Source organism: Micromonospora sp. NPDC004704, assembly GCF_053601675.1.
Genome location: NZ_JBSGCD010000011.1, coordinates 120,854 through 133,261, shown reverse-complemented (window position 1 = coordinate 133,261; position 12,408 = coordinate 120,854). Strand labels below are relative to the sequence as shown.

Below are 12,408 nucleotides of genomic sequence, written 5' to 3'. Positions count from 1 at the left end.
GGCGCCACCTGGATCGCTCAGCCAGGGACGAAATCAGGTACGAGCCAAGCGCACCTAGCATTACCCCCACAAGAGTGGGTAATTGTTGAAGAAGAGCAGACAAGATTCCTCCACGCTCGCCCGCAGCGATCCGTCAGGGCCCCCATGGTCACACCAGGATGCAAGGCGAGTTGCAGAGGGCCTACCATCGTTCGTACCCCGCCGTCTGTCGGACCCGCTGGGGCCGCGCCGCGGACGCACGGGAGCGGCAGCAGTGCCGCCGACGGGTCGAGGGCGTTCCCGATCCCACCACCATCGGTTGAACCTGCGGCCCGGTGCCCCGGTGCTCGTAGCCGTTTCAGGCGCTGGCCACGGTCATGCCGGGCAGCACCGGGGCGGCTGGCACGCCGCGCCCGATTCGGGTGTCCTGCGCGGCCGACACCCGGTTGATCAGCATGATCAGGGACACGCCGGCCACCGCGCTGAGTGCCGCCATCAGCAGGCTCGACGGCACAGCGGAGAAGTAGTAGTCGACGTACAGCTGATAGTCGCCGGGGCTGTAGAGGTCGCTCGGCAGTGCCAGGAATTTCCAGGTGCACTTGCGGCGAGCAGACCGAGTGCTGGGTACGCATCGCACCCGAGGGACCGGGCTTTCTCCTCCCGCTCCCCTGATGTTCGGCCCGCTGCCCGAACCCGGCGACTTCCTTCTGATCGGGGAACGCGCCAGCGTCCAGTTCGCCGGGGACCGGGCACTCACCCTTCGCCTCATCTCCCGCTCCCGGGAACCGACCTGCGACGGCTGGATCTGGCTCACCGGCTACGTCCTCGACCAACGAGGAAAAGCAACAGACAAACGCGAGCTGTACGTCCAACTCGCCGGCCTCCGACCCGCACCGACTCCGGCGGCCCGACCTGCACGAGCGCCTGAGCGCCGAGGTCGACCGGACCGCCAGCGTTGAAGCTCCGGTCGGCGGTCCGATCGTTGGGCACGGGAGGACAGTGATGATGTTCGATGCTGACCCCGCTACGGGCGCATCGGTGACGAGCCGCCCAGTCAAGACTCCTACGCCGAAGCCGTCGTAGGGCCGACCGTCATCAGCGGGGCGCAACCGCGCCCCGCTGACAAAGCCGGATCCCCCGCTGCCGACGTGAGCACCCTGCCGCTGCTTGCCGACGTCCGGCGATGATCCCGGCTACTTGGTGCTCGGGTTCCGGATCATCAGGTAGTGGAGCACTTCCACGAGGCCCGCCACGGTGTAGAAGTATCGTCCGAGCAGGTACACCGGCGCGGTTGTGGGGTTGTCGACGATGTCCAGGATCCAGTCCGAGAGGCGAGCCCAGTTGTTTTCGAGCTCACGGTTTTCGGTGCCGAGCCCGATATCGCCCCGATCCCGGATGCGGTGATAGACAAAGTTTTCGATCGCGCCGAAGCGGGCTGCCTCTGCCACAGCACCGATCAAGCGAATCATCTCCTGAGCGAGATGAGTCCGCTGCGGGTTGCTTCCGTTCAACTGGGCCGGCATGCCTTCGAGGGTATAAATCGCATCGTTCAGATGTTTCGCCGTGTAGCGCATGTCCTCGCGGTACGAGCCGCCGGGAGTCGTCGCGTAGTTGCCGGTCCACGGCAGCCGTGGCGGCTGAGGGATACCCAAAATGCCGGCGGCGCCATTCACCGCCGGATCGTTGAAGAATCGGTGTCCGACCTGTCCGGGGGTGGTACGGGCCCAGAATCCAATGACGTACAGGCTTCGGGCCCAGAGGTATATCGACAGGTTGTGGGCGCCGTTACGCAAGACCCGGATCTCGATCACCCGCTGGCCTCGGTCCGTCGTCTCGCCGACCCGATTCACGAGATCGTGACCGGCGACACGGCGCAGGCTGGTAATCATGTTGACGTAGTCCTGGGCCGCCATCTGGCGGCCATAGTTCGTGTCGTCGTCAAGGTCTGACACGTCCCAGTTGATTATCGTGTGCGGGTTCGATGGGTCGGCGTTCGCAGGCGCCGGGTGTACCGCTACGAGGAACGCCGCCATGGTCACCAACGAGGCGATCCAGGCGAGCACACCTCGCACATAAGAATTTCGCATCTCCGGGTCACACCTCTCGGTCGACGACGGTGACAACGCACCCGTCGGACACCGTGCCCGACGCGCACCGTCCGAACTGGAAAAATCGTGTCATGCCACTCTTGACGAACAGTTGATTCGTCATTCAGTCCCCATTCAGCCCATCGGCGGCGATGATGATCCGGATGCTCCCCGCTGATCATCTCGCCGGGTGCCCGGAGGCCGATGTCCTCCCGGCGGCCCTCCGCACACACCAGCACCCGGCATCGAAATCCATCGTTGCCAGTGATCGACCGTCGCGGTCTAATGACTGCAGGACCCAGCGCGAGTGTCGTCCAGACGGGGGTGCGTGCGATGACCAGGACCAGCAGCGGACTGTTCGACAGGTGGCGGAGGGGATCCGGCCGCGCGACGACCGCCCGACTCGCCCTGCTCACCCTCGTGTCCGCCGCGACGCTGATACCGCCGGGCAGTCCGGCCTCGGCCTACTACCCGGACCCGTACGCCTACGTCCCCGCCTGCACCAACAACGGCGTCTCGGTGGTGTCACTGGCCACGAACCAGGTCGTCAAGACACTGGCGGTGCCCTCGACTCCGCTCGGAGTGGGGATCAACCCCGGCGGTACCCGCGCCTACGTCAGCGTCCAGAACGCGGTCATGGTGTACGACACCCTCCAGGACACCCTGCTCACGGTCATCCTCAACGCGGGCCCGCGTCCCGGCCCGATCGAGGTCGACCCGACCGGCACCTTCGCCTACGTCACGAACCCCCGGTACAACGCCACGAGCCCGCTGACGGTGATCTCCGTCGAGACGAACACCATCGTGGCCCGCATCCCCAACATCGACGCCAGCTCGGGATTCGTGGCGTTCGACCCGACGGGTACCCGCCTGTACGTCACCGACTACTGGAACATCGTGCACGTCGTGGACGTCGCCACGCACAGCGTGATCGGCACGATCCCGGTCGGCACCTACCCGACGGGCGTGGCGGTCAACCCAGCCGGCACCCGGCTCTACGTGGCGAACGGGCGGGACCGCACGGTATCGGTCGTCGACCTCGCGACCCACGCCACCATCGCCACGATCCCGGTCGGCACCGACCCCGAGGGAGTGACACTCAACCCCACCGGCACCCGACTGTACGTCGCGAACAGCTACAGCGGCACCATCTCCGTCATCGACACCGCCACCAACACCGTGGTAGCCAACATCACCGCCGGGTACGGCGTACAGGCGATCGCGTTCAACCCGGACAACCCGACGGTCGGATACTTCGTCCGATTCGCCTCCGGCAACGCCCTGTACCGCTTCAACACGACATCGAACACCACGCTCGGCGCCGTCGGCGTCGGCAGCAACCCCTGCGACCTGGCCGTCAGCCGGGGATACGGCGCCTGACAAGCTGCCCGGAAGGCGCCACCGGCTCCGACTTCAGGCACAACCACGGTCACTCGACCTGGCGAGACTCGTCGCGCCTTTCAGGATCCTCCCGGTATTGGCCAAACATCGTGCGCCCGATATTCGGGTTCCTCATGGCCGATGAGGTGATCGGACCCAATATTCCTGCATGTCATGAACGACCGGGAAGACGAACGCGAACCTGTCCCGTCACCTTGTCCGGCCGCAATGACAGCGGACGCCCTCGTCGATTTCGGCGTCGAAGCGGTGGCGCAGATCGTGGCCCAGCGCAACCAGCTCTCGAATCTGCTGGAAGGTCAGCCGCCGACCTTCCCACATCAACTCGGCAAGACCGTCGGAGTACGCAGGCGCAGGGACATCCTCGGTCATGTCGACCTCGCACAGCGCGGCAAGGTCACCGACGGGTATGCCGAGAAAGTGCGCGAACCCGCTGACGAGTTGCGGGTCGAGCGCCTTACCTCCGAGGGAAATTTGGTTAACCGTGGGCCTCGATAGGTACGGGCCGCCCGAGTAGAGCAGTAACTGCGCGACGGATGTGCCCTTTAAGTTGCGGTAATGCAAGAGTCTGCCAATGATCGCGCTTGCCCTGTCCTCAGGGAAGGGGCGAAGCGGCGGAAGCAGTCCTACTAGTGGCTGCTGGGGCATGGCCCGGGCCGCGGCAAGCAGGATCGGCCGGGCAGGCGGCACGGCGACGAAGTCCCAGGCAATCCGACCCGGGTCGGCCTTGGGATCCGTGGGAGCAAGATCGGCGGGCAGCTGCTGTCCGGCCAGCACGAACAAATCGGCTAGGTGCCAGCCCAACGCGGGAGCAAGGCGTCGCAACGCCTCCGGCGTCGCGATGTCGCTGCCCATCTTGCTGGCCACGGTCGCGGCACTCCAGCCGCGTCGATCCGTCAGCCGGCGTAGGAGAACCTCGAACTCCATGCGACCTCCCCAGCTCGTTTGTTCAGGGAGCATTGATTTGCGACACGTCACCCACCCTCACACACTACCCGTGGCAGACCTCGGCCGCCGAGATCAACTACCGTCGCTGCCCCATTCTCCAGTCGCGCCACGTTGCGTTTGGCGCCATGGAATAGCCGTTGGCGGTCAGCGCCCGGGCGGACACGTCCTTAACCGGCATATAGCCCTCGGCATTGTTGGGCCAATAGTGGCCCGAACCATTATTCCAGTCGGTAATCTGGCCGTTACTAGCCGTGAAGTTTCCTGCCATGAACACCGGCTGTTCCTGCGCGAGACTAGCGTGTCCGGCGCCGAATTCGCCGTAGGTGTCGAGCTGATCGTGAGGCATGGACCGGACGGATCCGTCGCGCATAACAACGAAAGCGTGGTCGCCGTCGGCGAGATTCGCTCCATCCGATTGCCAGGAGCCCACCGGGATTGTCGGCTGCGCCATATCGTCTGCACCGTTTTCACCCATCCGGAAGACCTTCTGAGGCAGGATCGGGCCGCTCGTGCAATTGTGCACCAGGACTGGCTGGTCACCCGCCACCACATAGTACGTGTGGACATCGGCCACGGTGAGGTTGTGGACGGTCGCTCGCAGGACGGTCGAACGCTCGACCGCCGTGATCTGGACGTGGGTGCCGGCGCTGGTCCGCAACCACTGACCCGACCGGAGATCGGTCGCCTCGATCCACTCAGCCAGTTCCGGGACCCAGAACGGGTGGCCATCGGTGGCGGTAACCTCGGCCGTCTCCGAACCGCGTTCACCATCGGTGTCGATGATGACCTTCACCAGGTGCTTGACACCCTCACCCTTGATCGTGGCGGTGACCGTGTGCACCTCGGTCCGACCGGTCTCGGCGTCGGTGGCCCTGACCTTGTCGCCCGGCTTCACATCCTCGATCGGCTTCGTGGAGCCGTCCGCCATCGACACCCCGGTGCCGGGGACGAAGCTGTTGTCGAGACAATCGCCGTCATCCGTCTTACCGGCGCCGCCACCACCACTGGAACCGCCGTTGTTACGAGTGGTACCACCCGTGGATCCTCCGGGCTTGGACGTTGCCTTGCCACCGCCACCCGACTTACCCGCGCCAGAACCGGCGGAAGATCCTCTTGGGTTGGACTTGGCCTGGGCCTGTTTCTGGACCGGGTTTCCCGTCTTCTTGGTGGCGTTGACAGCACTGTTGCTGGTTGTTTTAGCCTTTTCCGCAGCCTTTTTCTGCGCCGCCTGTGCGGCCTTCTTCGCCCGTTCGATGGCCAGTTTCTTCGCGTTGAGCGCCGCCTGCTCCGCCGCGCGGGCGGCGGCCAGGACCGCCTCGGCGGCCTTCTTCGCCGCCCGCCACGCCTGGATCGCGTTGATCGTACGGTTGATGGCCTTGACCACGGACGGGATCTTGGCGACCTTCGTCCACGGGATCGCCCCGATGATCAGGCTGCCGCACGCCCACAGGTCACCGCCGAAGCAGTTCATGGCGTCGTTGATGCCGATGAACTCCTTCAGCATGTACCAGGCCGAATCGAGGATCACCGACATGAGCGAGCGGCCCATGTTCGCCTGTGCCTGGGCGACCATCGCGGCCGACAGCCCCACCCCGGCCAGTGCCGCCGCCAGCTCCGAGGCGGTCAGGCTCACCGACAGACCGGTCGGATCGGACAGCGTGACGGGGTTGTTGTGCGCGTAGGCGTACCCGTTGGACTGCAACGGGTCGGCGAGGTCCAGGATCGGGTCCGCGGAGAGGAACCGTCCCACGACCGGGTCGTACAGACGGGCCCCGAGCTGGGTGTAACCGGAGGCGTCGTCCCGGGCCGCGCCGAGGAACCCGGCATGGGTCTGCATGCTGACCGCGAGCGGAGCGGTAGCTCGCTGGTTGCCGAACGGGTCCTGCTTGCGAATCCGGGTCAGCATCGCGCCATAGATCCCGATCTCCGCGTACGGGCTGCCCTGGTGGTCGTTGGCCACGGCCAGGAGGGTGGGACCGCCGGTCCCGTACGCGTACCGCACGATGGTGCCGCCCGGGGCGGGGTACGAGCGCTGGATGTTGACCAGCACACCGCCGCGTTGCACGGTGATCACGGTCTCGCCCAGGTAGAGAGTGGCCTGACGGTCCTGGATGGTCAGGACCTGACCACCACCGGGTCCGTAGATGTGCCGGGTCTCGTCCTGCGGCTCCCAGCGTTGCGCGGCGGCGGCGCCGTCACAGGTCGCCAGCACGAGCGGCGTCCCGCTGACCGTGGCCCCATCCCTCACTGCCACGCAGAGACCGGAGGCGGGGTGCTTGAACTGGCCCGTGGACAACCGCTCCAGCCGCTGGTTGGTCGAGCCGACGCACTTCTGTAGCTGGAGTGCCGACCCGGCCGTGTTCGCGGCCGGTTGGGCGCACCAGTTGTCGTGCACGGTCAGCGTGCCCAGGTTGGCGTTGGCCTGGCCCGGGACCGTGCTGAAGTTCCACTTCTGGGCGATCGTGCCGTTGCAGTTGTACGACTGGATTGGCCGGTTGGCCTCCGCAAGTGATCCGGACAGGTCGATGCACATGTTCGCGATACCGAAGTACGCGGTCTTGCCCTTGCCGCCCTGCCCGGTGATCCGGTCGATCATGCCGTCGTGGGTCCAGGTCAGGTTCTGCTGGTCACCGTTCTGAACGGAGGTGACGGACCGGGTCTCGCCGGTCAGCTCGTACAGCCGCTCCGCCTCGGCGGTGACCGCAGCACCCTCCGGGGTGACGAAGTTCTTGGTCACCTTGGTGAGCGTGCGGGGCTGGCTGCCGTCGGCCTTGCCGTAGGCGTACGTGGTTGTGGCGTCCTTGGTGGTGTCCCCGGTCAGGTTCTTTTCCACCAGCTTGGTGCGGTTGCCGAGCAGGTCGTAGGTGTACTCCTGCCAGTAACCGGCACCGTCACCGCCGGGCGCCACGTTCACCGCCCCGCCCGCACCGAGCGGACCTGCGGCGCAGCTCCCCTGGTCCGTGGCGGTCCACGCGGTCTTCAGCTGGCCGAGTGCGTCGTGCGTGAAGCACTGCCGCTCCGCGATCCCGGCCGCCGCCTCGCGGATCGCGGTGACGTTGCCGGCGGCGTCGTAGGAGTAGGAGCGGTCCGAGACGAGGTTGCCCGGGACAACAGCCTGGTCCCCGGTCTGCTCGCGGTAGACCCGCTGGTTGGTGAGGGCACCGCTGGCGTCGTCGAACGAGGCCATTGTCCACACCCGGTACGGCTGGGCGCCGAGAGTGGAGCGCAACACCTGCCCGTACGGCGAGTAGGTGGTTTCGGAGGCGTACCACTCGTTGCCCGACACGGACAGCGGCAGCCCGTCCTTGGTGTAGCGGACCAGGATCTTCTCGGATGGGAAGCTGCCGACTGCGGGCAGCGTGCTCGACTCGGGCAGACCGGTGTCGGTGTAGGTGTTCGTGTAGGTGTAGGACGGGCGCAGGCCCCACGTGTCGGCGATCGACTGCGGCAGCGTGAGAGTGGTGGATGTCGGCTGGTAGTCGTTGGTGTAGCCACCGACCGTCTGCGTGTACGGCAGCCCGTCGGTGTACCGGGTGCTGCTGGCGGGTAGGCCCTTGCCGCCGGGTACCGAGTCGTAGGTGTACTCGGCCAGCAGGGTCCCGCCGCTGTCGCCGAGGCGCTGCTGGGTCGGGCGGGACAGCTCGTCGTACCCGTTCCAGATGGTGATGTTGCGGGCGTTGGTGCTGGTCACCTGCCGGTCCCGGTGGTCGTACGTCAGCCGGCTGGTGCCGCTGTCCGGGTCGCTCATCGTCGCCAGCCGGCCGCGCTGGTCGTAGGTCCAGGTCCAGGGACGTGCCGGGGCGGCGGAGCTGGTGGCCTTCACCATCTGGCCACGTACGTCGTACTCGTAGCGCAGCGAGGTGAACGTGGTGCGGGCGGCGTCGGTGAAGGTGTCCACCCGGCTGGTCCGACCCAGCCCGTCGGTGTACAGGCGGTAGGACGCCGCACCGGTCGGATTGATCACCGTGGAGTGGTCGGCTCCGTACGTGTACCGGGTGGCCCGCTCCGGTGTCTCGACACCCCGCAGGACCGGCATCTCGGTGAGCACCCGACCGAGACCGTCGTAGGTGTAGCGGGTTGCGTTCGGCACCGCAGTGTCCGCCAGCGGTGAGAACAACTGACCCATCGGGGATCCCGAGGCGAGATAGGCGTTGTTCGTCTGCCACACCTCACCCGACGCGTTGTACAGCGTGTCCGTGATCAGGCGACCACCGCCGGTGGCCTCCTCCTGGCTCTGCCGCTCGCGACCCAGGCCGTCGTAGAGGGTGACCGAGGTCTGGATCCGGTCCTCATGGCCGCGGCTGAAAGTGGTGACGTACGGCGGCTTGCCGGCGGGTACGGCGTACTCGGCCCGGAAGTCCGGGACGGCCGAGGTGGACGGGGTGCGACCGGGAGCCCAGGCTTCGAGGAGTCGGCCCAGCGGGTCGTACCGGGCCTCGCTGACCCGGCCGTTGACGTCGGTGGTCATGATCGAGGTTGCCCGGCCCGGATCCAGTTCCTGGATTTGCTTGTGGCCCAGCGAGTTCTCCTGGGTGACCGTGAAGGCCTGACCGGTCGACGGGGTGTAGGTGATCCTCGACGTCTTCTGGTCCGGGTCGGTTGCCTGGGTGACCCGGCCGATGGCGTCGAAGCCGGTGGTGCCGCCCGACTGGAAGCCGGAGCTGTCGGCCTTGAGCGACCAGGTCTGGGTGGCGAGCCCTCGGGACGAGGTATCGAGGGCGGTGTTGTACTCCTCGGTGTCATAGGCGACGCGGCCCGCGCCGGTCAGCGTGGTCAGGTTGTCGAACGTCGCCGCCGCGCAGGTCGTCGGGCTGGTACGGGTCTGCCGGGTCAGACCGATGATGTTCCGGTCGGTCTGGTGCAGGTACTCGACGAACGTGCAGGACTCGTCGCCGGTCCTGCCGGTGTCACCGAGGGATTCGATGTGCGTGGGCAGGCCGTGGGTGTTCTCGTAGGTGGTCTTCGTCTCGACGGCCCGCAGGGTGCGGTTGTCGTCACCGGTACCGGAGGACCGCGCCCAGGCGACCTGGCGCGGATCGTTGACCCGCCAGGCGATCAGCGGACTGAGACCGTCCTGCCGGTTGCGTCGGGCGAGTTCGACGGCGCCGGGATACGTGACGCTTCGGGTCAGCCAGTTCGCGTCGGTGTCCCCGGCGTTGGAGTAGGTGAGTTCCTCCGCGACCCGGCCGGCGAACGCCTCCCGGTCCATGGCGATCTCGGCGCCGGTGACGTCGTTCATCGGCACGGTGTCGCCCATGCCCCGGAAGTAACGGGTCACGGACTTGGTCGGTACGCCACCGACACCGGATTCGGATCCGGACGGGTCGTCGGGGTCCGGGTCGGTCTCCGGAGCGTCCGCCCCGCTGAGCACGGTGACCTGCTGGAAGCCGGCAAACTGGGAGTACGTCCGGGTCGACTTCTTGGTGAACTCCTGCTCGGCGAGCCGCCAGCCCGGGTTGTCGTAGGCGTACCGGGTCACGCTGCTGAACGCGCCGTCCACGTTCGGGAGTTCCTCGATGCTGTCCACGACGTACTTGTGGAACCAGTCGATGTCCTCGACCGCCGGGTCCGGATGCCAGAACGCCGGATAGCACAACCGGTTGTTCGCCTTCAGCCCGGCCGTGTCCGTCTTGCCCGGCAGGCCGGTACCGGTGGCGCAGCCGCCCACCGGAGCCTTGTACGTGACGACGGTCTCCCCGCCGTACTCGCTGATGACGCGGGCGATACGCAGCCGGGAGAAGCCGGGGCGCGCGTCGTTGCGGACCCGGTTGGGCATGTCCTCCGCGTTGGCCTCGAACCGCACCGGGTTCAGGGTGATGCGGTCACCGCCCGTACGGGCATGACCGGTCCGAGTGATCGACTCCAACCACAGGGCCGTGTTGGGGCCGGTCCTCAGGATCGGGAACGACTGCTTGAGCTGGTACTCGTCCACCGTCTGGCGGTCGGTCGTCTCCGGACGCCGCTGCGCGGACGTGGTGATCTTGTCCAGCCGCTTGCGGGAGAAGAACGACGGTCCCGCGTTCCAGCACTTCTGGTTGTCGGCACACCGCAGGTCCGCCGGGGTGTCGTACCAGATCCGGTACTTGCTCGGATCCGTGCTGGCGAAGTTCGCGTCGGTGCAGGTGAGCGAACCCTCGGTGAAACACCGCTCGGCCACGGCGAAGGACACCTGTGCCAGGGGCGCGGCCGAGAACAGGGAGTTGGTCCGCTGGCCGTAGTCGATCCGGGTCAGGTAGCCGCCCCGGTCGTACCCGACCGGATCCTTGAAGTTGAAGTTGCGGGCGTAGAAGTTCGTTTCCTTCGCCCACCACAGTGACATCGCGTTGCCGTGGACGTCCTCGACGTAGTCGAGGGACCACCGCCACGCCTGGGTACAGGCCGACCCGGCCCAGTTACCCGCCTTGTAACACGGCTCGCCCGCGTGGTTGCCGTACACCGGCACTGTGAGGACCGAGTTGGTGACCGGGTCGTCCGCGGCACTGCCCCGGTCGGACCAGCCGGGCAGGCGGTGGCGACCGAAGTGGTACCGGTTGCCGTCCCTGGTGGTGACGACCCAGTACTCACCGTCCGCGTCGCCGTTGGCCAGCCCGGTGTCGGTCAACAGCTGTACCTTCGAGCCGTCGCCGTTGGCGGTGAACCAGGCCCCCTTGCCCTCGTCCCAGACCAGTTCCGTGGTCATCCCACCGAGGGACAGGGTCGCGTTGTCCGAACCCCAGCACAGGTCGGCGGTCCGGTGCTGCGCGTTGTTCGAACCCGACCTCTTCGAGTCCTCCCGACAGTTGGCGTAGCTACGCGTGATCGCACCCGCGTTGTAGTCCCAACCGTCGCCGATCCAGGACGCCTGGTTGTTGGTCGCCGAGGTACGGCCGTCGACCGACTGCGACGAGTACGACAGCGCCACCTTCGGCATCAGCCCACCCGCCGTCTCCGGCACCTGCACCTGGTACGAGTAGGTGAACGCACCGGAGGAGGAACCCGCGGCCCAGGAACCCGAGGACAACAACGGGGTCGCGGTGAAGTCACCTGCCGCCGACGCACCGGTGTCCAACACCCCGACGACGCTCGAACCGCCAGCCAGTTCGGCCGCCCGGCCCGCGACGCCGGGTGCGCTCCCGGTGTCGAGCAGCGGACCGACCGGCACCCGACCGGTCACGACCCGACGGGTCGGCTGGTCGGCATCGTTGGTGTTGACCCGCGCCGCCTCGGCCGGGACCAGCTTCACCTCACTGGGTACGGCCCGCGCGCCGCTTCCGGTGGCGACGGAGAAGGTCGCCGTTCCGGCGCCGTCGTCGGGGGCGCAGTCACCGGTGTCCGGGGCGTCGTACACGCAGGTCGGCAGCAGCATCACGCCGAAGCGGTCGGCGGCCTGCGGACCGTACAGGTCGGCGAACGGCGTGTAGTCCACGCTCAGCGCGACCTCGGCCGCCGGGTCGGCGGTGGCCGGCGGCGTGATCTTCATGATCAGGCCCGACACACCCGCGACCTGGGACGCCTCCGGGGCGGCGAGGTCAACGGTCCAGGTGCCCGCGAGCGCGGCCGGATCAACACCCTCCGGCACGCCGAGCGCGACCGGCAGGTCGTCGACGGGCCTGCTGTCACCGGCCGCGGTGCCGGTCAGATCGACCGCCCCGGTGTCCTGCTGCCACGGGGTCACCGCCACCGGCTCGTACGGCACCACGGCGACCTCGTCGGCCGTGGTCAGATTCGTATCGGCGTCCTCGTCCTGGTCCACCCGGGGAGTCGACGGGATGTCCGGCAGGTCGACCTGCGTTTCCGCGCGGTCCATTCCGGCGCCGGGCACCGCCCACGCCTCGGCCGGCACGAGCGTCACGACCAGCGTCGCGACCAGGGACATCACCAGCCCCCTACGGGAGCGGCTCAACCCTTGACGGGCTGATTTCGTGGGGGTCCGTCGGCCGCGCCACCCCCGAGACAGCAAACCGGTACCACGCATACGTGTCGACTCCCACCCAGGCATGAGAACAAGAAAGGTGCG

General features: G+C 67.2%; 6 protein-coding genes. 2 read left to right on the top strand and 4 right to left on the bottom strand.

The window, feature by feature from the left end:
- Positions 1 to 337: 337 nt before the first annotated feature.
- Positions 338 to 616 carry a hypothetical protein gene (locus tag ACWEFB_RS17735; RefSeq protein ID WP_452286658.1) on the bottom strand — a complete coding sequence of 93 codons (279 nt, stop codon included), beginning with the start codon at positions 614 to 616 and terminating at the stop codon, positions 338 to 340.
- A 34-nt stretch (positions 617 to 650) separates the two neighbouring features.
- On the opposite strand from ACWEFB_RS17735, the gene ACWEFB_RS17730 reads away from it, so the two are divergent.
- Positions 651 to 938, top strand: a complete 288-nt coding sequence (locus ACWEFB_RS17730; protein ID WP_452286656.1) for a hypothetical protein — start codon at positions 651 to 653, stop codon at positions 936 to 938.
- A gap of 234 nt (positions 939 to 1,172) precedes the next feature.
- Here the strand turns inward: ACWEFB_RS17730 and ACWEFB_RS17725 are convergent, their stop codons facing one another.
- Positions 1,173 to 2,042, bottom strand: coding sequence for a ribosome-inactivating family protein (locus ACWEFB_RS17725; protein WP_452286654.1), 870 nt, complete (start codon positions 2,040 to 2,042; stop codon positions 1,173 to 1,175).
- Between the two features lie 357 nt (positions 2,043 to 2,399).
- Between ACWEFB_RS17725 and ACWEFB_RS17720 the strand changes: the two genes are divergently transcribed.
- On the top strand, positions 2,400 to 3,446 hold the full coding sequence (locus tag ACWEFB_RS17720; RefSeq protein WP_452286652.1) for a YVTN family beta-propeller repeat protein: 1,047 nt from the start codon (positions 2,400 to 2,402) through the stop codon (positions 3,444 to 3,446).
- A gap of 210 nt (positions 3,447 to 3,656) precedes the next feature.
- On the opposite strand, the gene ACWEFB_RS17715 is transcribed toward ACWEFB_RS17720, so the two are convergent.
- Together ACWEFB_RS17715 and ACWEFB_RS17710 are read right to left on the bottom strand one after the other, a co-directional pair.
- A complete protein-coding gene (locus ACWEFB_RS17715) occupies positions 3,657 to 4,391 on the bottom strand; it encodes a hypothetical protein (protein ID WP_452286650.1) in 735 nt (244 codons plus the stop codon).
- 97 nt (positions 4,392 to 4,488) lie between these two features.
- The gene (locus tag ACWEFB_RS17710) at positions 4,489 to 12,366 is read right to left on the bottom strand and encodes a ricin-type beta-trefoil lectin domain protein (RefSeq protein WP_452286648.1); all 7,878 of its coding nucleotides are present in this window, start codon (positions 12,364 to 12,366) and stop codon (positions 4,489 to 4,491) included.
- Between the last annotated feature and the right edge of the window lie 42 nt (positions 12,367 to 12,408).